Here is a 22,022-nt window from a genome sequence, read left to right as displayed (position 1 = left end):
CCGTTGGCGTCTCGGATCCGGTTGGCGTCGCGTTCCCGACTCTGCCCACCGTTTTTGTCGTACCCTACGATGTTTATGTGGCCGCAGTCGCTGGGTAGACGTTTGAGCTCGGCAAACTTTTTCCGCCTTCGCAATTAAGATTGTCGGCGTCTGATCGTTGAACGATTAGCTACTCAGGCCGCATTTCTCCGAGGAGTTGACCCACATGAGACCGTTGACCGTGATCGGCGTGCTGCTGTGTTTGCACGTGTTTCCTGGCAGATCTGCGGATTCAGGTGAGCCGACTCTGGTGGGACTCGTTTCCCATTGGACGTTTCCTGGATCGACTTTCATATCTGCCGAACTTTCGGACGGCGAAATGCTTGGCAGCGATGGAGAGCGGACGCAACCGTCGGTCAAAGGACAGTTCAAGATGGCCACCGATGCATCCGTTAGTGAAGTCGTTGCGTACTATCGGGAGAAACTTGCGAACGACACCAGCGAACGTACGGAAGCAACTTGGCCGATTTCTAAGGGAGGTCGGTCGGTATGGATTGATCAATCTGATGAGCGATCTTTTGAGTTGGCGACTGTCTTGGTGATCACGCGCAATACCTGTACCTCATTGATTGTGACTCGGAGCAGCGACGAAAAAGAGACGAAGATCGATTGGAAACAACACCGCAGGGTCAATTGATCTTGGTCGTTGGTTCACCGTCTTCATTGTCGCGACTCATGGCAGCTCCAACGAAAGGATTGGGAAACAACACATGGTCGGCAATCCACTTTTTGCCTTCTGTCTTTTTGCATCGGTGTTGGCAATTTTGTCGGGCGCCACCAGTATCGCTCTGCAGTCCTTCGGATTCGGACCGATTGGCTATGCCAGCGCAGAATCCGGAATGATCCCCGAGGCGATATTTATCGCTGGGTGACTAATCTCGATGTCAGTCCTTACCGGCTGCTGTGATCGACATCGAGATGATGCCTAACGCAAACGAGCGGCGTTCTGCCAATCAGAACACCGCTCGTCGTGTGATGTACATCGCGACTGAAATGAACTACTTGAGCGCGCTGCCGCGGAGATCTCGGATTTCGTTTAACAAATCACGGATTCGAACCAACGTGGCTTCAAGTTCCCGGGCTTCTTCAAGATTCATGGATGCCGAGCCCGAATCCGGGCTTTCGCCACCATCCGTTGCATGGTCCGGACTTGGCGCGTAGTGGCCGTAGTCTTCCGAGTAGTCTGACGAGTCGTTCCCGAATCCAGACGCGGATGTGGACGAATCAACGGTACGCGAAATCCTAGCGACGGGCGGCGCCTCGGGCGCAGAAAAGACGACCGGGTCTCCGCCGCCCAAAGGACGATCGGTGACCATTTCCGGGAAAGGAATATCAACAGGAAGCCGGACGATGTCACCACCTTCGCCGCGTCGGCCCGCTGATCCGGTTGGTCCCGTTGAACCTGATGGGCCATCGCTTCCGGTGCGACCGCCGCCACAGTTGCGGCTTCCACGGCCCATACCTCCGGCTTCGCCACCAGGCCCACCGGTGCCACCGGTCCCGCCGTTCCCACCAGGACCTCCATCGACGTTCAACGACAACCGCTGTTCGACACGAACGGTGTTCTGAGTCAGCGAAATGATGCCGCCGGATCCACCGACACCGCCTCGGCCACCGCGTCCCCCCTGGCCCCCCGAGCCACCGTCACCTCCGTCGCCGCCACCACAAGCGCAATCAAAAAGGTTGCTTTCGGAATCACCACCACGTGCCCCTCGTCCACCACGGCCACCGGTGCCGCCCAGTCCGCCCTTTCCACCTTTTTGACCCTTCGCGTCGATGTGAAGCAAACCACGACCGGTGATTGTCCCAATATGCAAGTAGATCGCTGGACCCGACGCACCACTATTCCCTTCCGGGCCATCACCACCTTGTCCACCGGAACGACCATTTGAGCCGTTTCGACAGTGTGGACTGTCGCCGTAGTCGGCTGCGTGGGATCCGTCGGAGCCTTGCCCGTTGCTCCCGGTTGCTTCTGATTGGAAGCTCGAGATTCTTGCGTTGCCGATCACTTTAATGGTTGCCGCAACGATGTTTAGGTTGCGTCCATTCAAAAAGTACTGGCTGTTTCTGGCCTCGTCGAAAACGACCACATCGCCCGCACGCGGTTGAATGTTGACATCCTGGTCCGTCGTTCGGAAATAGTTCTCGGCTGGAACTTCCCGAGCCCCAAGTTGACACTGCCCCAAGGCGAAGAACGCCAAAAGTGTGCCCCATGCCCAACGTTTCATTGAAATGCCCTTTGAAAAGAGAAAGCTCAGCGGGTGTTACCTACACTCCGCCACAGGGGGCAAACGTACGGCCGTTGGTAGGGTGCCGCAACAAAATTCTTGGGCGCAAATTTCGCCGGGCCGACACGGGATCGGTGAACAGTCGAAACAGCGAGACGGCGGATGTTCGAATGGCGAATTCAGATGGAGAACGGCCGGCTGTATCAAAAAGGTTGAGTTTTGTGAGTCGAATGTTTAGGTCTTAAGAACAGGATGTTTTCCGACTGTGTGTCATCAACACCTCATGCGCGGGTACGAGTTCAATCGTCCGGATGGATGCCAGACAAAACTGGCGGACCTCCTGCCTGTGGAGGCAGAGGGCACGGACGGTTGTGGGTGTGGTCATGCGTATCGGACTGACAATGCGATCCGTCACTTTGCCGTCGGCGTCGATGTATTGGATTCTCGCGGCGTAGCGATCTGGGTCGCTGGCTTTCATCAGTAACGATCGCATCTGTTTCAACTCACGTTCCGTCATCGCCCCAGCTCCGCCGCCAACTGCGTGGCAAGTTCCCGTTGCCGGTCGTGAACCGGCACGCGTGGGTCTTCGCCGGCTGATCGCATCGTCGGCCGAGGATGTTCGGGACGCTTGGGCGGTGACGTCGGAAAGCCGCCCGTCATCCGGACCCGGCGGAGCAGCTGTGCCAGGCCCGCCAAGTCCGTCTCACAGCGTTCGGCCAGCGTCGTGCGGAAGTACGCCACACGATCACCGGCTCGCATCAGCACCGCCGCACGGGCCGCGTCGGCGATCGCAAACTCGCTGATCAGACCCGCGTCGAACGCCGCCGCCACCTGCCACACCGTTCGCACGTTTCCCGCCGGATGCCGCAGCGCGGCCATCAGCCGCAACGCCGTCGGCTCGGTCGCCTGACGGGTCACGGTCACTGGTGGCTCAGGCGCTGGTGAATCCGGCGGCCGGTCAGGTCCGGGTCGGATCCGCTGGCCCTGACTCCGTGAATGGTCCACGTCCAAGTCCACATCGGCTTTGGAAAGGGACTGGGGACCAGGGGAATGGGGAATAGGGTTTGGACATAAAGAGTGTTTTGGCCGATGCCGGTCAAATGTCCGCCCGATGTCCGTCAAATGTCCGCAGGACGCCGCCTTGATGTCCGGACCACGCCGGTCAAATGTCCGTAAATCGGAATCGTCGATTTCGACCGGTTCGGAAGGCCTGTTTTCGACGACATCGCCGCGCGAGATTGCTTCCGCCTGGGCCGCCTCGGCCACCGTCTGGTGCAGGAAGTCCCAACGCAGCCCCAACAGCCAAACCACCGGCGTCCGCCCACGTCGTCGCACCTTCGGCGGATCCTCGGCCGTCCGCTCGATGATCCCGAACTCCACCAGTTCATCCATCGCCCGGCGGACCTGGCGTTCGCTACAGCCGACCTGGTCATCCGCGGCGATCTCCGCGATCGTCCGCCGCAACGTTCGCAAGCCCGCGACCCGAGCGATCAGCGTCGCGATCCGTTCATGGCTGCTGTCGGCCGTGAAGCCAATCGCACGACAAGCCCGTTCGACCGTCACGCACCGCGCATGGATCTCCGCCGTCCGTTCTTCGGCCGCGGTGATCAGAGGCCGGTCGTCACTCATGCCGCCACCTTCGCCAACAAGTCCACCGCCGCGTTGAAGACACGAAACAAGCGTCCGTCACCGCCGTGGTCCGGATGGTTCCGCACGCGAGCGTCTTTGGCGATCCGCAGCAGATCCGCGTCCGACTTGCCGAACTGTTCGGTCGCCTCGGATACCACGATGCGAGCTTCACCGATCGTCGTCGGTACCGGCCAAGGTGCATCATCATCACCGCGCGGTGCCGGCAACCTGGCCCAGCCGCGATACTGTTCGGCACGACGGGTGACGCCGTAGCGATCGACGGCCCGCAACGCCTGCATTGCCAAAGCGATCGAGCGGACGTTGTGTTGCCACAGATCGCAAGAATCACAGGGGAACGACAGACCGCCGGCCGAGTCGCTTTCGAAAGACAAGATCACGCCGGGGTGACGCGGTTTCGCGTGGGCTCGCTCGGCCCCCACAGCCGAGCCGTCTTCTTCGACTTGCCGAATGAGTACGGCATGGCCGACATGGTCCGGTCCGATCTTGCCGCGGCACGGGAGGCTTGGCTATCCAGACCAGACGCATCCGAAGAAGATGCCGAGAGTGATTTCCTGAAAGACAAGAACGACGCCGACGAGATTTTCGATTTCCATTCGCTTCGGCACACGTGCGGAGCCTGGTTGGCAATGCGAGGGGCACACGTCAAAACTGTGCAGACCATCATGCGTCACAAGACGATCACGTTGACGATGGACACCTACGGCCACCTGTTCCCAGGATCCGAACCCGAAGCGGTCGGACGGCTGGATCACTGGCTTGCCGTGTGAGCGCTTTTGTGAGCGCGCAGCGTGTCAACGGACGGCAACGAGTGGCACATTCGCGACACAAACGAAAAATCAGAAAACACGTAAATTACGGGGCCAAACGGCCAAAAACACCGTGATTTACGCACCCAGCCCGGGTGGTGGAATTGGCAGACACAGGGGATTTAAAATCCCCCGGCCGGTTACGGCCTTGCGGGTTCGAGTCCCGCCCCGGGCATCTGTGGCTATTCTGGGACCATTGGTTTACGTAAAACGTCCGTATTTTAGGGTGTTTCGGGGTTTCGGTGCTAGTGCTTGCTGCTCGGTGCTGTGCCGGTTTCTGTGCCGGTTGGTTTTTCGAGTGTTGCCGTCGGTTCCTGAATCGCTCTCGCGAACACGCTGTCCCGAGCCATCAGGTAGTGCTTCATCGCGACCGGCTTACTGTTTCCGAGCCACGACGACACATCCTTGATCGGGTATCGGTCGACCAGTTCGGTCTCACGGGACGCCCGACAGTTCGTAAAAAGCTTTGGCCATGGTGCGTAGCCCGCACGCTCGATGATCTTCCGAAACGTCGTTCCGAGATTCGTTCCCGGCTGGCGATACTCCGCCCGCTGAATCACAAACTCGGCTCCGTCCGGTGCGGCTTCCCACGCTTGGTCCAGGTGCGTGAACAGTTCGGGGAAGATCGGACAGACACGCACGCCGTTGTGGCTCAGGTGCTCGGTTTTGGTGGCCCTGATCGTCAAACGGCGGTCGGGCAGATTCACATCCTCCCATCGGAGACGGACAAGTTCGCTTGGTGCACGGATCCCGGCATAGCGGACCAGTGCAAGGATGGTCCGCCAGTCCTGGTTGGGTGCGTGGTCGATGCACTGTTCGATAACGTCTTGCTCGACGAAAAACTGGCGGGCTTTGTTCTCGGTCGTGGTGCGTTTCAATCCGTCGAACGGATTTGCTTCAATCAGACCAGCACGCTTGGCCGCATCGAAAAACTGTTTCGCGCGTCCCGTCCGCCGGCGGACCGTATTCTCTGCCAGCGGCTTGGTGGCTTTCTTACTGCCGCGTTGATTGCCTTCGGTTTTCAACCAGTGCCGCCACTCCGTCGCGTGGTGGCTGCTGATGGTCCGAATCTGACGGTCCGCGCCGAAGTAATCGATAAGATTGTCCTTCGCACGTTCTAGCGACCGCTTCGTCGAATCCTTCACATCGTGGGTTTTCATATAACGATTCAGCCACGCCGACAGTGTGGTGTTCAATCGCGGTTTGATGATTCCGCACTTCGCGATCCGCTCATGCAGTTTGCCGTCGATCGACCGCAACCATTCCGCCTGCTGTGGATCCAGATCGACGCCAGCAGCAAAGTTTGCCGCAATGCCTTCGATCTTGGTCTTCACCTTCTCAGCGGTCCGTAGGTGCATCTTCCCGAGCCGGATGGTCCGCCGCTTCTTGTCGGGACAGACAAGAAGGATCGACTTAAAACCGTTTGGCTCTTTTCGTATTGTGGCCATCACTCACCCCCGCGCCGCGTCGACTATGTAGACGCGGACCAAGAGGTTGGGATCCTCTCTGGCGATTTCTGCCACGTCTGATTCATCGAAAACGAAACGTCCGTTTTCGGTCGGGTCGGTCCACTTCCACGCGATCGGCTCCGGCGCGCCGGACTCCAACTTGGTGAACTCGGACAGAATCACGGCTTCGTGGGCGTAGTCACCCCGGCCGTCAATCTCTTGGCGGATCCCGGCCATGTTGACGTGCTCGGTGCTTGCTTCGCCAGTGACTTCGCAAACAAAGATATTCACTGTTTGGTAATTCATCGCCTCACCCCCAATACTCGCGACCGCTGGCGTGATCCTGATACGCCTTGGCCAAGAACAGAACAATAGCCCGGCAATTCCGTACCAAGCTAAACAGACCCACCCACGCCAGTCCGGCCAACATCGACGCGGGCGAAAACACCAACGGATCGGTGGCGGTGAATTGCACAACCATGACGCTAACCTCCACAAGCTGCGTTTGGGATTCCACAAAATGAACGGGCCAAGCCGGTGTGGATGCCGGCGGTTCGGAAACGGGGATCAACCGTCGCCTAGGCCCTCCCGATTAGAACGTGGCCGGACGGTCCGCCGCAAGTCCAGGGGTGGCCGACTCCACAATTGCGGACTCCACCATGGTGGAGTCGCCCGGGGGGCGGCGACTGGCCAGCTTGGACAGTCCGCACCGACTCCGGAATTCCGGAGTCCCGGAAACGTGACTCCCCAATTGTGGATTCCAACAAAGTGCAAACCGCCGTCAGACCGCCGGGAAATGCCGCGTCGATGTCGGCAGGGGTGGAAGCGACCGGTGGGTCCGGTGGTCGTGGCGACTGGTCCGACTCCACCATGGTGGAGTCGACGGACGGCAGTGGAAACGACCGCCGGGATCGGTGGTCGTGGTGACATTGCTGCCAACATTTGAATCCCCAATTGGGGACTCGGAGTGGAAACGTCCGCCGTGCTTCTTCGTCGCCAGCGATTAAGTTGCCAACCTGGCAACTTAAAAATCTGATTCTGCTGGCCGTGGAAACGGAAGCGGAACACGGGCGGTCGTCACCGATGCGAACCGACTTTGAGGCCACCCCCGGCTGTGTCTGCGCGTACCGACCCCCTGATCCCCCACGGGATTGAAAGCGCCGGAATTTTTATGGCGAGCATCGCGATTTTGTTGACCGCATTTCTCACCTGTCCGCAGGAAGGACCCAAAGGCGGGTAGGGGGGTGGTGCATCGCATCGGCTCGCCATTGTCGCACGTTCGGTGAGGACACAAAAAAAGCCGGACCACTGGAAAGCGACTAACAGTGGTCCGGCCAAGCCCAGCCCCGTGGAAAAGGTTAGAAACACGGGGCGGGAGACAATCAGCGGGGGTGGGGTCAGTCGACGTAGACGTCCAGACATTCCGCCTCGGCGGCATCAATCGCATCGTTGTACGCGTCCAGGTTCTCCCCGTGGATTTCTTCGAGTTTTGGAATGCGTGCCACCTGCTCGTCGATGTAGGCCTGCCATGCCGAACGGTCGACCGTAGATCGCTGGCCAAACCCACGACGTTGAATGAACTTCTGGCCGGTGGTGTGTTCGATTGTGCCGATGAAGTCGATGCACTTCTGGCCGTCGTCGACAACCAAGTTCTGGCAAGCTTCGATGCGGTCGCATTCGGTCGCCGCACGCAATGCCGGTTCCCGGTACTTTTTGGTCGCCGCTCGTTTGCGTTGGTTGAACTCCGCGACGCGCCACTTGGGTGCCAGCGACCGCAAGTTATCGACCGCCGCTTCCATTTCTTCGGCTCGTTTCGCCGCAAGCCGGTGGTCTTGTTCAATCTTGGCCAACTCGGATTGTAGGTCGGCGATTTGCTTTTCCAGTTCGGGGGAGCGTTTCTCTCGCACCTTGAACAGTCGGCGGACTTCTTCGTCTTGTTTGTTGCGATCCTGGCGGGTGCCGGCCACCTTGCGTTGCTGGACGATGCGACCGAACCGGCGAATCTCTCTGTCCAGTTCCTTCTCGGTGCACCCGAGAGCATTGCAGCATTCGACACGTTGCTCGAACGTCAATTCGCCGCCGGACGATGCGACCATCTTTAGGATCTCCTCAGCGGCTTCAAGCTTGGACTTCGTTTCGGTTTGGGTCATTGTTTGGCCTCGTGCTTTGCGGTCAGTCGGATTAGTTCGTCGCAGTGTTCGCGAAACGTGTGCGGTGGGACATTCAGTTCCAGTCCGCTGTTAAGTAGTTGCCAATCGCTTCGGTCCAAAAACTGCATCGCACTGGCCAGTCGGACCGTTGTGGCCCTGGACGCTCGGCCACGGTGGACCCAGTAGCCTGACCACAAGTCCGCCGGCGGTCCGTCGGTGTACTGGCTCGCTTTGTTGACGACTTCAACCAAGCAAAACACCGCGACGGCCTCAGCGTGGCTCCCGGCGGCTGTGATGAACTCTCGACCGGTCGGCAGGACGACATAGAACTTATCCACGACGGCCACCGCGTCGGCTGTTGGCTTCGTCAACCGCCAGTTCCCGCAGCTCAGGATAGGCCCGGTTCGCGCGGCTCACGGCTTTGGCTCGTGTCATGCCCTGGCTTACAAGATCGTCGACCAGTGCTTTCCACCGACCGCGTAACGAATGCGTATCGACCAGATTCGGACGGGTGCCGCTGGCGAATGCGATCGGCTTGTTGCCTCGTGCTTTCGCCTTCGCCGCCGGTGCGGTCCGCTCGGCTTCGTCGGCGTCTTGCTGTTCACGCTCGGCGGTCAACGTTTCGATTCGTTTTTCAAGCTCGGCGATGGTTTCCGACAACTGGTCGTTTTCGGCGATCAGGCGTTTTTGTTCATCGGCGGCGATGGCTTTGACGGTCTTGCCGCGTTCGATGGCTTGAACCAGTCGGTCGGATGTCATGCGTGGAAACATTCGCCGAAGCGTCCGCAGGTCTTTTGCTTGACTCATTTTGCATCTACTCCGTGGGGTGTGATGCCAGAATGCTACAGCCACAGTGCGGACATTCGACGGGCGACTTACCCGTTTGGATAACTGGCCTCAAAATATCTCTGCCGCGCTCATCGACCGCGTTCGATGCCTTGCCATGATGCCCGCAGGCATCGCACCGAAAGTACCGCGTCCGCCATCGTCCGACCGTGCGCGTGCTCTGCCGTCGCATCGTGCCTTTGTGGCACTTGGGGCAGGTGTCCAAGGCTCGCATCAGTAGCGTTCCCGCAGTGTGTCCTCAGGACAGACACGGACCCAGACGCGGCCGTGTTCGTCGGTTTCCAGTTGGACAAGCGTGTCCCGCTCGATTCGTTTTCGCGTTCGGCCAAGCCGCATGGTCCCGCCGGCGGGATGCTCGATTGGCAACAGCTCGACGACGTTGGGGTCGATCTTGGTGCGTCCGGGTCGTTTGCGTTTCTTGGTCACTTGGCTTTCCTCCGTGATCGGCGTTTCGGTTTCCTCATCGCCTTGGCAACCGCGTGTGCAAGGCTGTTCGCTTCGGCTTCGTCGGCGGACAGGAACGACGCCAATTGATCGACGCTACTGGTGTCGACCGCCATCAACTTGAACGTCGTCGGCGTTGGCTTGGTCAGCACCACCACTTGGCCGCGTTCCAAGGTTTCGGTCAGGCGACCGCATAGCAGACGTTGGCCACGGTCGCCGATCAGGGACATGGGTGTGGTCATTTCTCGAACTCCGTTTTCCGTTGACGCTCGTGTCTACAGTCAACGTCTACGCTTAAAACACGGCGTTTTAGGCTTATTCGTAGACGCCTCTTTGGCTCCTTCTTCCCGTTGACGCCCGCCGTCTACGAATACCCGCTTTTCACGGCGTTCTAGCCGTAGACGTTTACGTGTAGACGGGCGTCGACAGATTCACGTCATGCGAAAGATCGTCCGCACGGGACCCTTTTGCGGCTTCACCGATTCGCGGGTCGCCAGATTCATGCGGACCAGTTCGATGCACATCTTCTCTGCCTCATCCACGGTCTTGATCCGCCGGACACCTTGGACGATTTGGCGCGGCGTACACTCGCCTCCGTGCTTCCGTTTGATCCACGCGGCCAGATCCCGCAGCTCCCGCTGCTCGTCCGTGTCGTCGATGGTGGCATACAGTCGACCGGCTTCACGCTTGAACCACTCCACAAGCCGGATCGCACGTTGCAGGGCGTCGTCGGTGACTGGCTCGGTGATCGGGTCGCCGTTGTGGATTTGGGTGACAACGTGAATCACCAGGGCCAAGCGTGGGACGTACCCCAGCAGTTTTGACCAAGCCGCCGCGATCGCACCTGACAGATCCACTTGCTCTTGCTGGTGGGCGTCGTGGTAGTCCTTCCATCGCTGCCGGGCGTCCTTGGCCAAACTCAGAAAGTGAGGGGTGTTGTCTTCGTCCTGAAATTGGATCCCGAACAGACCGTCGAACACTTCGTCGACCAACGACAAAACCGCCGCCGATAGTTCGTCATCCCACGACCAGTCGGAGACGCGCTTCGGCGGCTGTGCCAGCAAGAACCGTGCGGCCATGCCTGACTCGCGGTGTGCCTTGCCAAGTGCTCTGGCCAAGACGCCCGGTTGAATGCCGCCGGCGATCGACACCAGGGCAGACTCAACATGGATCGGACATTGCCAATCCGCCTTGCGATCGACGGTCATCGAATCGCCATCAAACATGCTCAGATAATGGGCTTCGTCAGATCCGGCGGCATTCTTGTATTGGTTCAGTCCGCCGAACCATCCCGATAGCTCATCCTTCGCCACCAACAAGCCGCGTGGATTGCAACTAAGGATCGGAGCCAGCGATTCGACCGTCGCGTCGGTGGTCATGCACCGATTCGGGATAGGTTCAATCGGCTTTTCCAGCGCCGCACCCTTAGACTTTTTGCTTGCCTCGTACTCTGCAAGCTCGGCTGTGTACACATCGCGGGCTTGTCGGTTCTCATCAATCATGCGGTTGTGGTGCCGCTTATAAGACCGATTCGCCAGTTTGAACGCTGGCGACTTCTTGGTTCCTGAATCGCCGATAATCATGCACCAGATCGCCGGCGGTGCGTGGTATCCCGACTTCATTGTCAGTCGGCATGTATTACCGATCGCCGCACCCGCACAACTCAATAGCGGTAGTGCAATATAAGATTCATCACATCCGATCGACTTGGCTCCCTCATCGACGAACACGTCGAACGGTTCGGGGAGACACCACGCTGGAAACGCTTGGTATTCGTCGGTGTGCAGGTCCGGTGAATCGGCCTTCAGTTCGTCGACCGCTGCCGCTTCGATGTCTTCTCGTTCAAATTGGGGCGGTACGTCATCAACTCGGATTTGTCCGTTCAGTGCTGGCATTTTCATTTTTGGTTCCTCCCGTAACCTTTTTGGAATAATTCCTTCGCTGCCTTGCTCCGATCGCCACCGTGCGAAAGCTCGGTGAACGCTTCAAACTTTGACAAGTTGCGGTGGCCGCCCGTGGTCGGTGCCAGTGCTCCCGCATTGGTGGAAAACACGACCAACACTTCGCCAGTGGTTTCTCTGTCACGCACAACGGCGGACGTCTTGTATTGATCCGCACCAGGACGGCACCAGTTCCGCCCGTCGTGTGATTCCCACCCGTGCGGCTCCAACACGTCATGCCACGACGCGCGGGCCTCGAAGTCGTCCCACGGGGTGTTGGACTTGGGGATATAAAGTTTTCGCGGCTTCAATTCGCGAACACGCTTGTCCACATACGCTTTCATCGCATCCCGTCGGCGGTCCAGTGATGCCGCCGCCGTCCACATCGTCTTGCGTTCCTCCGGTGTGAACGTTGGTACGTGTGGCAATGGTTCGCCCGCGACTTGGACGTATGGCTGCCCTGATGCGTGGACTTTCAGCGGTGACCCCACGCCAACGATATAGCCGCCTTCGCCTCTCGATTCGACCAACACCTTTTTGTCGGCCGTCATCGCGATCTTCTTATTCCCGCAAATGACTGTGCAGCGGTATAAGACGTGATACCCAAAGCCGCCGGTTTCGACGACACACAAACGCCCGCGAATCTCAGGCGTAAGATTCCGTTTCCATGCGTCGAACGTGTCGTCGGCTTCTTCGTCAAAGTCCAGGACTTCAAGCCCGCCGGAGACGACACCGCAGACGACCGCGATTCCTCGAGGGTGCCGGAACAGGTCGCAGACTTCATCAATCGTCGCGATGCGTTCTTTGAACGGATCCCACGTCGGTATCGCCGGGGCTTTGGATCCGTCCAGTCGAATCGGAAAAACAGAGATACCGTTGGCGATGTAGTCACACGCCAGACCGGCAACGGTTGGGTTTGATGCGGGCTTGGCCCGCTGTATAATGGTCGCAGTCATCGCCGTCGCTCCTGGCTGATGTCTTCCTTGTTGTGAAAATGCCGCTTCGCCTCCCAAGTTCAGCGGCATGAAACGATCAAACGCCCGCTCGAGGTTTTCCCCGGCGGGCGTTTTTCGTTGGCTGAATCAGGCGGTTTTGGCCGCCAAGTCCCGTAGATACTGCCGCAAGTGTTCGACCGGGTAGCTATGCACCCGTCCGATCTTGACCGACTTGATCGGGCCGCGTGGCCACGTCAGGTCTTGCAGTTTGCGTGGGCTGATGTCGAGTAGCTGGGCGGCTTTCCGGCTGTTGACCGTTAGCGGCTCCAAGTCCACGACGCGGACGTTCTCGCCAATCCTGGCGGATTCTGTGACGACAGACATTCGGGGTTCCGTTGAATGCTGCCGATGGGGGCAGATCCCGCTTTCCATCTTGCGACCAGCTTGGCCGTAGTTAAGAATGCGGGTGCTGTTTCTGTGTCCCATCGACATGGTTGCAAAACGGCGGTCACCGAAGTTGCCGCTTCGGTGGCTGCCAAAAATCCATTCCAATCCACGAAGACGCATCGGTTGCCGCCGGTGCGTTTTTCGTTTCTCGGATTGTGCAGATCGGCGGATGGCCGGTCAAACACAACTCAGCGTGCTTGGTGGTTTCACGCCGCTTGGTGCATCTTCATGCATCCATGCGAGGATGGTACCCCATGCTCGCATTGGTCAGGCATGAAACCGCAAAACCGTCCTTCGGTGTTCCGGTGCCGTTTGGTTCCGAATGCTTTTTCAGACCGTGCGTTCCGGCGGTGCGATTCAGATTTTCACGGCGTTTTTGTGCCGCTTTGCGTGCCAGCGGTTCAGAGTAACCTTGAAAAATGCCGTGATTTGCGGCGTGGATCTCGATTCGCTCGAGTCCCGCCCCGGGCATGCTGGGCTTCTTCGTTTTTTCTTTGGTCTTGGCCCGCTCACGGCGCATGGTCCGATTGCGCGGACGGCAAAAAGAAACGGGCCGCCCGATGGATCACCCGGCGGCCCGTTTGGAAATTCAGCTTCTTCGCCGATCCGCCCGGATCAGTCGTCGCAGCACGTGGTGCAGCAGGCGGCTTCGCAGGCACAAGGCCCGCCGTCGTCACAGGCACAACCGGCGGCATCACACCGACAGTTTTGACACGAGCAACTGTCGCCACAGCATTCGCAGGCCGCGTTGGCTTGCGTCGTCGATGCGTTCAGGGCGAAGGGGGCGGTGGCCAGGGCACCGGCCAGAACGGCACCAATCATGAGATTCTTGATCATCCGATAAAAACTCCAAACAGACAGAACAATTTGAAACAAAAACGAAAGTCAGTCGGAGTTCTTATTTCAACCAAACGCTGAGTTGAGATTGCCGCTGGTTGTGGCTGGGAACTGGCCGGTCGACGGTGCGTTCCCGACGGACCGAGAAAGCAGGGTCGGCGGATTCCGAAGCCGGATAAGACAGCAGGGCGACGGCAACCGAGTCGGGCCGGTCGACGTTGGCCGTGACGATGGCGCGAGAATCGACACGGCTGAGACACGCACAGGATGAAGGATCGCTCCCGTCATGGCGGTGGCCGTCCAATTCGCAAAGATCGTCCGCGGCTGATGCGGCCGACGTCGAACCACAGCAGCACGACGGCGACGCCACGGGATGGCTTACCGTGATGGTCTGGTCACAACAGCACGACGCCATCACGGCGGGCGGGAACGCCAGAGCCGCGGCGAGGACGAACGCGATGATGCTGCGAAGTGGGAGCATTACTTTACGTTAGAAGGTCAGCCCGGGCCGGTCAACGGAATTGTTCAAAGGCGGTTCGGCGGACGACGGTTCTATTCGCAAAATGGTCAAAGAGGCGGCCGATCCGACACCGATGGGTTGAAGGTAGCGGGTAGCGGGTAGCGGGGAGTGACGCAGTCCGATTAGACGGCGGTGGACAATTCGGAACGGGGCGCACGGCGTGGGGCGATCGCTTCGGGGAGGATTCGGCAGCGAAACCACGCGACGCCGGAGGGATCGATCCGGCGGCGTTCGATATGCGTGGTCTTGCGCAACACTGCGGCGATCGATGGATTGTCGGCCAGGGCGGTCGCCTGCCAACGGTTGATGCCCACACGCAAAGACGCGGCGGCTAGGGAACGCAACAACAGTGTTCCGGCGCCGCGATTTTGCCACTGATCGACAACGACGATCCCCAAGTCGGCGGTCCGCATTCGATCGGGATCGCGGATCATTCGGGCCACCGCGATGGGCACCATCTGATTCACCGAATCATCGAGGACTTCCAGCGCGAACGCGATTTGCTGAAACCCGTCGGGGTGCGTCAGCTGAAACAACTGGTCGTTGGTAAACGAACGTTTGTCGAAGAAGAATCGGCGGACGCGGCTTTGCGTCGACAGGCTTTGCAACCCCTGCACCAAAGCGTCACGATCGCTGGGCATCAACGATCGCACATGGCCGGGACGTCCGTCGGGCATCCGCACCGGTTGGGGTGACCAGTGGACGTGAATTCGGTCGGTGGTGTGCGGGCGTCCTGGGGTCGGGTTCCTTGTCTGATCCGTCATGTCCGTGCCCCGAATGAATGGCGATTGAAAACGTTCCATTCTTTGAAGATATGCGTCACAGGTTCAAGCAACTGGATGGGTGGTGCGACATTGCGTCGACGCGGCTGGGGCGGCCGCGCGAATCCACATCGGAAGAATGGTACCGCCGATCCAATGGAGTCCTACGGGGCAATCAATTCCTTGGGTGGTGGTTCGGACCGCATCGTGGATGCTTTGACGGATTCATGAAACTCTTTCAACAAGCGATGGTAGGCGCTGTAGCTGGGGAAGATCGTGGGTTGGTTTTGCGAAGACCATGCGCCGAAAGCATGATTCAGCGATTGGGCCGTCGCTGTGTCTTGTTCGAACCGATCATTGGTTTCGCCCAGATCGTCGTCCAAGTTGTACAAGTGGGCTTTGCCGTCGAAGCGTGACAGTTTGATCGCGCCGCGGCGCACCGCCATCTTGCCGGTCTTGGGATCGGTCGCCGATAACCAGAACAGTTCGCGTTGGGAATCGAAGGGGGCTTTGCCGGTCAATCGATCGATCAGGTTGACGCCATCCAGTGTGGCGTCTTGATCAGCACCGGTGACGGCCAACGCCGTGGTGCTGACGTCCAGGGAAATGACGGGCGTGTCGATTACGGTTCCCGGTTGGATCGCCGCCGGGTATCGCATCAAGAATGGGACACGGATGCCGCCTTCGTGAACGTCGCCTTTCTGTCCACGCAGGGGGCCATTGTCCGACGCGTTGGCGTTTTCAGGTCCGCCGTTATCACTGAGAAAAAACACCACCGTGTTTTCGGACAAGTCGTGCCTGTCCAGACGCCGGAGCAAACGACCGATTTGGTCGTCCATCGATGACACCATGGCGGCGTAGGTGCGGCGTTTCTTGGCGGTGATCGACGCGAATTGTTCCAGCTTTTCGTCGGGAGCCTGCAGCGGTGTGTGGGGCGCGTTGTAGGCGACATACATGAAGAACGGATGATCCGCATGATCATCGATGAACTTCAACGCATGGTCGGTCAATTCGGTGGTCAGGTATTGATCCAGACCGGTGCCGACACCGTTTTTATCCAACGGGGCTTGGTAGTTTTCGCGTAGCGGCCGTGTGGTGTCGACGACGAAGTAATCGTGACCGCCGCCCAGGAAGCCGAAGAAGTCATCAAAGCCGCGATTGCGTGGATGGAAGTTTGCGTGGGCGCCCAAGTGCCACTTGCCGACCATCCCGGTGGCGTAGCCTGCATCGTGCAAACGCCGGGCGATCGTGGTCTGGGTTGTGGGCAATCCCAGCACCGCGTTATGGGGATCATAGGCGACGTTCTTGGTATAGCCGAAACGGTGTTGATAACGCCCGGTCATCAGTCCCGCACGCATGGGGCTGCAATAGGGATGAGAAGAATACCCGTTGGTAAAGCGGACGCCTTGGTGGGCGATCGAATCGATGTTGGGCGTGGGAATGTCGGTGCATCCGTGCAGACTGATGTCACCGTAGCCCAGATCATCGGCCAGGATGATCATGATGTTGGGACGATCGTCGGCGGTGGCGGCACCGGCTAGGCAAAGCATGCACGATGCAACGAGAATGACTTTTCGCATGGGATGTCAATGATTCTTTGGGTGTTTCAACGTTGAGCGATCAAGAGGGTGATCGATGGCGGGGCGGCCCGCCGCGGTTGGCGGTGGGATTACGTGGCGTCTGGGCGATCGGGTCGATCGTGTTGCTGGTCGCCACGTGGCGGTTGTGGATTCCCTGGGGATCGCCTGATTATCCGATGGTCGGCTTTGTCCGAATTTCCTGGGCGACCGCCGCATGGATTAGTTTACTGTCCACGATCGGTGTGTTGATCACGTTGGGGTGGATCTTGGTGCGACCGACTGTCCGTGGCGTCGGCACCGACGTGCCCGCGATGGCACCGATGATGACGGCTGATCGACGATGGTGGATCGTCGCCGGTGGGTGGATCGTATTGTTTGTCATCGATCAGCATCGGTTACAGCCGTGGGCCTATCAGGCGGCCTTGTACGCGCTGGTGTTTGCCACGATGGACGTGCGGCGGTCCAAGTCTTGGCTGATTGCGCTGGCGTCCAGCGTGTATCTGTACAGCGCCGCGGGCAAGTTTGATTTCCAGTTCGCGCACACCGTCGGCGCCGACTTGGTGACGAATCTGTGGTCCACCGTGGGCGGTGATCCGGAATCTTTGCTTGAAAGCATTCGGCCTCGCTTGGCGTTGGCATTGCCGGCGGGCGAACTGCTGATCGCGATCGGGTTATGGATGCCCTGGACACGCAGGGCGGCGGGGATTGCCGCGATGGGCATGCACGGCGTGCTGTTGTTGGTGCTGGGGCCGTTGGGGCTGGCGCACAGTCGCGGGGTGGTGTTGTGGAACGTTTTGCTGATCGTTCAAGCGTGGTGTTTGTTTGTCCGTCCGGGATGGTTTGACGGCCGGACGCGCGACGAAGCAAACGATGACGTGGATGATCAGGCGGACGCATCGGGTCACCGACCGACAACGGATGGGTGGGCCGGCGTGGTGGTCCGTTTGGTCTTGGTGGCTGCGTTGTTGATGCCGTTGTCCGAGCGATCGGGATACTGGGACCACTGGCTTTCTTGGTCACTGTATTCGCCACACACCAGTCGACTGGAAGTGCAGTTCCACCAGACGGCCACGACTCGATTGCCGGCGTCGGTGAGTCGTCATTTGGAATCCGATTCCGATGGCGATCGATGGCGGACGTTGGACATGTCCGCATGGTCGCTGGATCGCCGGGGCGTTCCGGTGTATCCCCAGTCGCGGTATCAAATCGCTTTGATCGACCGGTTGTGCCGACAGCACCCGATCGATGACCAGGTGCGTGGCATTGTCAAAAGCGTTTCGGATCGCTGGACCGGCCAGCGACAGCAGACGTATCGGCTGGGGTTGGAAGAGTTGACGGCGTCTGGCCCGCGATCGCGGTGACTAGTTGCCGAACGGTTTGCTTCCGAAGGGATCGTTCTGGCCGGCCGGGCCGCCGAAGGGATCGTTGTTTGCGTGGTTGGGGCCGAACGGATCGTCCGCACCCGAGTCGTTGCCGAACGGGTCGGGTTTGGGCTGGGGACGCCGTGCTCGGGCGCCTTGAGTTGTGTCGGCTGGCGGTGCGTCAGACTGCGATGGATCGGCTTGCGGACGTGGCGTGGGCCGTGTCGCGGCGGTGTCATCGATCATCGGTGAATTGGGCAGGGCGGCTGGTTGGTCACTGCGTCGCAGGCCGGCAAGCATTTGTTCGATGCGGTGGTGGATCGAATCGGGTGCGTTGACGACCAGTCCCGGACGACCGAGTGCACCGGAGCTGGGCAAGGGGACGATCGTGCCGGTGCCGCCCATGGATTCCCAATGTTCAGGTTCGATGGTGGCTTGGATCAGTTCGATCAAGCCGGACGGATCGCCCGGGTTGATCCCCAGGCCTTCCAGGTAATAGATCCGTAGTCTTTCCGGATTTGCATCGACGGTGGTCAGGGTCAGTGTTTCATCGGCGTAGGTGTAAGTCATGTCCAGTGGCTTTAGCATGGCGGAAAGCACCGAACGGGCCGACAGGTCTTTGCCCATGAAGGTCACCGGCATGTCGGACGAGAGCCCGAGTTCCTCCATGGCGCGCAGGTCCAGCACGATCGGGAAGCCGAGTTCACGTGCCAAGTCCATGGCAACTTCTTGCACCGGAGTCTCAATGTATTGGACCGTGATCTTGGAATCCAAGATTTGGTCCAGCCGATCGGCTTGTTCACCCGAAGTATCCAGCCAGCGGTCGGTGGCGATCCCTTGGCGGGTCAGTTGATTCATGTCGGCGGTGATGACCAACCCGTCGTCTTGAATTTCGGCGCGTAGTCCCAGGGGCCGCAGGATGACTCGCAATCCCGTCCGCACGTGGTCTTGGGACGATTCGGGGCGGCGGAGGGCGTGGTCGGGTGAAACGCCGGCGATGCCTAGGCCGTTGTCGTCCAGCAAGACCGGTACGTTGATCTCTTGGCCCAAAAATCGTGGCAGATTTTTTAGGCTGTCCAAACCGTTCCAGTCGATCGATCGATCCAGAGCTTGGCGGATCTGTACGACCAGGGGCGAATCTTCACTGGACAGGTCGACCACGGTCGACGGCGGACGATAGGTCGTGGTGCCGGCAAGTGAACCGGGTTTGCGTCGCTTGATGGACGATTCGTAGCCACCCATCATGCCGCCCATCCCGCCCATGCCATCGTCTTCCTCCTGCATCGCCCCATAGCCTCCTTCCATCCCCATCCCATAGGCATCTTCCATTTCCATTCCCTGATCGGCATCGTCGCCTTGAGCCAGGGCGACGGGGATTTGGTTTGATGGCGGCAATCCTTGGATGCTGGTCGATGTTCCGTCGTGGGCGGGCTGTCCGACACTGAGCGTGGTCAGACCGAGGGCGACGGTGGCGAGAGCCGCGAGAGCGGAGGTTTTGATGAGGGTGGATGTCATGATCGATTGACCGGATTGGAGGAGCGTTTCGAGGGAAGAGAAGTCCGATTCGGACGGCGGGTGGTCCCAATCGGGCGGGTCAACTGGGGGCGAATCGAGGTCCAGTTCGGCGGTCGCCGCGGCGGCGTCGCGTGCCCACGATGTGACGGTGGCCACCGCGACGACCGGCACGACACCGCGATGTCGCAATCGTTTGGCCAACCGTTGTTTGCCACGTTGGATCCATCCGCGGACCGATCCCGTCGTCGTCTGCATTCGGTCGGCGATGGCCGCGATGCTGTGCCGGTCCATCAAATGCAGCACCAGCGCCGTGCGATACCGTGCCGGCAGATCCGACAGTTCTTCGTCCAAAACCAAGGCTTCGTGCCGACGCGTCAGCCGCTGGAACGGGTCATCGGGGCGTGACGGGACGTCGGCATCGTCCAAGGGTCGATCGGAATGAGATTTCATGGTGGCCAAACTGGACCGCTGGGCGACACGATGTAACCATCCCGGCAAGTACTCGGGTTTGCGAATGCTGCCCGCGGACTTTGCTAGATAAAAGAACGTCATCTGCATGGCGTCTTCGGCGTCACAGTGGGACCGGCAGTGACGTAGACAGACTTGATAAACGACGGCCGCGTAACGGTGAAACAACGCATCCATCGCTTGGTGATTCCGATCGCTGACCCACGCGTCCAACAGATCGGCGTCGGTCAGGTCATCGAAGCGCACCGGCGAGGTTCCGGTTTCGATTGTGCTCATCGGAGATGCCAGCGGGTTCACAGCGATGCGACGGACAAGTTGTTCACCGGGTAAGTCTGGGGTGAACGAAGAACGGCGCGCCGAAAAGTCGAAATTCTTGGAAAAGCCGATTCACGCCGAGCGTTGACGGACGGTTCGCTAGCGTGGCGTGGTGGTCCGGGTGAACCAAACGTCAACGGTCGATTGGACAGGGGACGGCGTGAATTCGCAAGTTTTTTGCGGTTCTGGCATACTGGTCATCGACACCCGCCGACATCCGTTCAGGGTGATCGATCGGCCAGACGCCGGATCCGTGCGTCGGGCCGGACGACGGCATCACGACAGGGACCCGAAGAGAAATTTGATGACTCTTGATCCACAAGCCGAAGCGTTCATCGCGTCGATGTCCGCCGTCGAACGTCCCGCCTGGCAAGACGTCGGACCCGAAGCGGCCCGCGAGGCGTTTGCCGGCATGGGCCAGATTTTCGGGATCGGACCGCCGGTGCATCGCGTGGAAAACTTGGTCATCCCCGACAACCTCCGGGTGCGTCTGTATCGGCCGTCGGACCAACCGGATTTGCCGGCGATCTTGTGGTTCCACGGCGGCGGATGGGTCATGGGTGACTTGGACACGCACGATGCGATGTGTCGTCGGTTGACCGTGGCGGCCGATGCGGTCGTGATCAGCGTGGATTACCCGCTGGCCCCGGAACACCGTTTTCCGTCGGCCGCGGAATCCTGTTTTGCCGCCCTGCAATATTTCAGCGACCATGCGTCGGATCATGGTTTGGATGTCACGCGGTTGTTCGTCGGGGGTGACAGTGCCGGTGGCCACTTGGCCGCCAGCGTTTCGGCGGTGGCCAGACGCCGCGGCGGGCCGCTGGTGTGCGGCCAGATTTTGGTCTATCCGGTGGTTTCCCCGAATTTTGACACCAAGTCGTATTTGCGGTGCGCCGAAGGATACGGGCTGACGCGGGCGGACATGCGTTGGTTCTGGGATTGCTATGTCGATGCGATCCAGAACGATGACACATGGCCGATCGATCTGTTGCAGATGGATGTTGCGGGCATGCCGCCGACGTTTTTGATCACCGCACAATACGACGTGTTGTGTGACGAGGGCACGAATTTGGCGTCGGCCATGGAATCGGCCGACGTGGACGTCACCCATTCGCACTTTATGGGAACGCTGCACGGATTCGTTCACTTCGCGGCTTGTTTCGACAATCACCAACAGGCGATTGATGAAATCGGCGAATTCGTCCGCCAGCGGTGCCCCTGATCAAAATGGTGACGGTGCAGGGTGCTTCGATGGCGGGGGATTGGCCATCGTGCGTTGGAAGTTTCGACGCTATAATCCTGCCCCTTTGCTAGAGAAAATCGCCAACGGAACCAGCGAGAGAATTGATGAGTGATTCGACGGTTCGTGGAGTCGTCCACGTGATCGAAGAGACCAAGACGTACGGTCAGAAAGGCTTCCGCAAACGTCTGGTCGTCTTGGAACAAGAAAAGGGTGGATTCACCAATTACATCCCGGTCGAATTCATCAAAGACGGCTGTGACACGGTCGATGAAATGAATTTGGGCGACGAAGTCGAAGTGTCGTATCGGCTGAGCGGTCGCAAATGGCAGCGTGACAGCAACAGTGACGTGAAGTATTTCCTAAGTCTGGAAGCGATGTCGTACAAAGTCCTGTCGGGCTACGGCGGCGTGACCGGCGATGCGGTGGAAGACGCCAATTCGGCGTTCAGCGAAGCGGCCGACGACGAAGACGCGCCATTCTGAGCCGTCG

General features: G+C 59.4%; 24 protein-coding genes and 1 tRNA gene. 6 read left to right on the top strand and 19 right to left on the bottom strand.

The features are described from left to right. Positions 1-214: 214 nt before the first annotated feature. Positions 215-676, top strand: coding sequence for a hypothetical protein (locus Mal65_RS25840; RefSeq protein ID WP_145304351.1), 462 nt, complete (start codon positions 215-217; stop codon positions 674-676). 361 nt (positions 677-1,037) lie between these two features. On the opposite strand, the gene Mal65_RS26770 is transcribed toward Mal65_RS25840, so the two are convergent. The 3 genes from Mal65_RS26770 to Mal65_RS26765 form a co-directional block, all read right to left on the bottom strand. After that, positions 1,038-2,267, bottom strand: coding sequence for a hypothetical protein (locus Mal65_RS26770; protein WP_165701547.1), 1,230 nt, complete (start codon positions 2,265-2,267; stop codon positions 1,038-1,040). A 513-nt stretch (positions 2,268-2,780) separates the two neighbouring features. Further along, complete coding sequence (locus Mal65_RS25830; RefSeq protein WP_145304347.1) at positions 2,781-3,896, bottom strand: hypothetical protein; 1,116 nt, start codon at positions 3,894-3,896, stop codon at positions 2,781-2,783. Beyond that, the gene (locus tag Mal65_RS26765) at positions 3,893-4,294 is read right to left on the bottom strand and encodes a hypothetical protein (protein ID WP_165701546.1); all 402 of its coding nucleotides are present in this window, start codon (positions 4,292-4,294) and stop codon (positions 3,893-3,895) included. The genes Mal65_RS25830 and Mal65_RS26765 overlap by 4 nt, the downstream gene beginning before the upstream one ends. A 6-nt stretch (positions 4,295-4,300) precedes the next feature. On the opposite strand from Mal65_RS26765, the gene Mal65_RS26760 reads away from it, so the two are divergent. After that, on the top strand, positions 4,301-4,684 hold the full coding sequence (locus tag Mal65_RS26760; RefSeq protein WP_165701545.1) for a tyrosine-type recombinase/integrase: 384 nt from the start codon (positions 4,301-4,303) through the stop codon (positions 4,682-4,684). 128 nt (positions 4,685-4,812) lie between these two features. Beyond that, positions 4,813-4,898 (top strand) — tRNA-Leu (locus Mal65_RS25820). 70 nt (positions 4,899-4,968) lie between these two features. Here Mal65_RS25820 and Mal65_RS25815 read toward each other — a convergent pair. From Mal65_RS25815 to Mal65_RS25750, 15 genes are all read right to left on the bottom strand, one after another. Next, positions 4,969-6,057 (bottom strand): tyrosine-type recombinase/integrase, encoded by a 1,089-nt coding sequence (locus Mal65_RS25815; RefSeq protein WP_165701544.1) that lies wholly within the window; start codon positions 6,055-6,057, stop codon positions 4,969-4,971. 117 nt (positions 6,058-6,174) lie between these two features. Next, positions 6,175-6,477 carry a hypothetical protein gene (locus tag Mal65_RS25810; protein WP_145304342.1) on the bottom strand — a complete coding sequence of 101 codons (303 nt, stop codon included), beginning with the start codon at positions 6,475-6,477 and terminating at the stop codon, positions 6,175-6,177. A 4-nt stretch (positions 6,478-6,481) separates the two neighbouring features. Further along, positions 6,482-6,652, bottom strand: a complete 171-nt coding sequence (locus tag Mal65_RS26755; protein ID WP_165701543.1) for a hypothetical protein — start codon at positions 6,650-6,652, stop codon at positions 6,482-6,484. A 916-nt stretch (positions 6,653-7,568) separates the two neighbouring features. Then, positions 7,569-8,321, bottom strand: a complete 753-nt coding sequence (locus tag Mal65_RS25805) for a hypothetical protein (protein WP_145304340.1) — start codon at positions 8,319-8,321, stop codon at positions 7,569-7,571. Beyond that, positions 8,318-8,692: a hypothetical protein gene (locus Mal65_RS25800; RefSeq protein ID WP_145304338.1), complete on the bottom strand. Its 375-nt coding sequence runs from the start codon at positions 8,690-8,692 to the stop codon at positions 8,318-8,320. Before Mal65_RS25800 ends, Mal65_RS25805 begins: the two co-directional genes overlap by 4 nt. Then, positions 8,652-9,128 (bottom strand): hypothetical protein, encoded by a 477-nt coding sequence (locus Mal65_RS25795; RefSeq protein WP_145304336.1) that lies wholly within the window; start codon positions 9,126-9,128, stop codon positions 8,652-8,654. The genes Mal65_RS25800 and Mal65_RS25795 overlap by 41 nt, the downstream gene beginning before the upstream one ends. Before the next feature lie 252 nt (positions 9,129-9,380). Beyond that, on the bottom strand, positions 9,381-9,593 hold the full coding sequence (locus Mal65_RS25790) for a hypothetical protein (RefSeq protein WP_145304334.1): 213 nt from the start codon (positions 9,591-9,593) through the stop codon (positions 9,381-9,383). After that, the gene (locus tag Mal65_RS25785; RefSeq protein ID WP_145304333.1) at positions 9,590-9,853 is read right to left on the bottom strand and encodes a hypothetical protein; all 264 of its coding nucleotides are present in this window, start codon (positions 9,851-9,853) and stop codon (positions 9,590-9,592) included. The genes Mal65_RS25790 and Mal65_RS25785 overlap by 4 nt, the downstream gene beginning before the upstream one ends. Positions 9,854-10,042: 189 nt before the next feature. Further along, the gene (locus Mal65_RS25780; RefSeq protein WP_145304331.1) at positions 10,043-11,512 is read right to left on the bottom strand and encodes a YfjI family protein; all 1,470 of its coding nucleotides are present in this window, start codon (positions 11,510-11,512) and stop codon (positions 10,043-10,045) included. Further along, positions 11,509-12,507, bottom strand: a complete 999-nt coding sequence (locus tag Mal65_RS25775; RefSeq protein ID WP_165701542.1) for a bifunctional DNA primase/polymerase — start codon at positions 12,505-12,507, stop codon at positions 11,509-11,511. The genes Mal65_RS25780 and Mal65_RS25775 overlap by 4 nt, the downstream gene beginning before the upstream one ends. Before the next feature lie 126 nt (positions 12,508-12,633). Then, complete coding sequence (locus Mal65_RS25770) at positions 12,634-12,870, bottom strand: helix-turn-helix domain-containing protein (protein WP_145304327.1); 237 nt, start codon at positions 12,868-12,870, stop codon at positions 12,634-12,636. Positions 12,871-13,548: 678 nt separating this feature from the next. Continuing rightward, positions 13,549-13,770 carry a hypothetical protein gene (locus Mal65_RS25765; protein ID WP_145304325.1) on the bottom strand — a complete coding sequence of 74 codons (222 nt, stop codon included), beginning with the start codon at positions 13,768-13,770 and terminating at the stop codon, positions 13,549-13,551. 61 nt (positions 13,771-13,831) lie between these two features. After that, positions 13,832-14,251 carry a hypothetical protein gene (locus Mal65_RS25760; RefSeq protein WP_145304323.1) on the bottom strand — a complete coding sequence of 140 codons (420 nt, stop codon included), beginning with the start codon at positions 14,249-14,251 and terminating at the stop codon, positions 13,832-13,834. 161 nt (positions 14,252-14,412) lie between these two features. Next, positions 14,413-15,093: a GNAT family N-acetyltransferase gene (locus Mal65_RS25755; protein ID WP_145304321.1), complete on the bottom strand. Its 681-nt coding sequence runs from the start codon at positions 15,091-15,093 to the stop codon at positions 14,413-14,415. A 122-nt stretch (positions 15,094-15,215) separates the two neighbouring features. After that, on the bottom strand, positions 15,216-16,631 hold the full coding sequence (locus Mal65_RS25750) for a sulfatase-like hydrolase/transferase (protein ID WP_145304319.1): 1,416 nt from the start codon (positions 16,629-16,631) through the stop codon (positions 15,216-15,218). Between the two features lie 32 nt (positions 16,632-16,663). On the opposite strand from Mal65_RS25750, the gene Mal65_RS25745 reads away from it, so the two are divergent. Next, positions 16,664-17,992, top strand: coding sequence for a hypothetical protein (locus Mal65_RS25745; protein ID WP_145304317.1), 1,329 nt, complete (start codon positions 16,664-16,666; stop codon positions 17,990-17,992). On the opposite strand, the gene Mal65_RS25740 is transcribed toward Mal65_RS25745, so the two are convergent. Next, complete coding sequence (locus tag Mal65_RS25740) at positions 17,993-20,251, bottom strand: RNA polymerase sigma factor (RefSeq protein ID WP_145304315.1); 2,259 nt, start codon at positions 20,249-20,251, stop codon at positions 17,993-17,995. A gap of 343 nt (positions 20,252-20,594) precedes the next feature. Between Mal65_RS25740 and Mal65_RS25735 the strand changes: the two genes are divergently transcribed. Continuing rightward, complete coding sequence (locus Mal65_RS25735; RefSeq protein WP_145304313.1) at positions 20,595-21,512, top strand: alpha/beta hydrolase; 918 nt, start codon at positions 20,595-20,597, stop codon at positions 21,510-21,512. Positions 21,513-21,637: 125 nt separating this feature from the next. Then, entirely contained in the window at positions 21,638-22,015 is a 378-nt protein-coding gene (locus Mal65_RS25730; RefSeq protein WP_145304311.1) for a DUF3127 domain-containing protein, read from the top strand. Positions 22,016-22,022: the final 7 nt, after the last annotated feature.

It is taken from the genome of Crateriforma conspicua (assembly GCF_007752935.1).
Taxonomy (GTDB): Bacteria; Planctomycetota; Planctomycetia; order Pirellulales; family Pirellulaceae; genus Crateriforma; species Crateriforma conspicua.
Note: the sequence above shows the minus strand (reverse complement) of the source record. Positions and strands in the feature narration are given on the sequence as shown.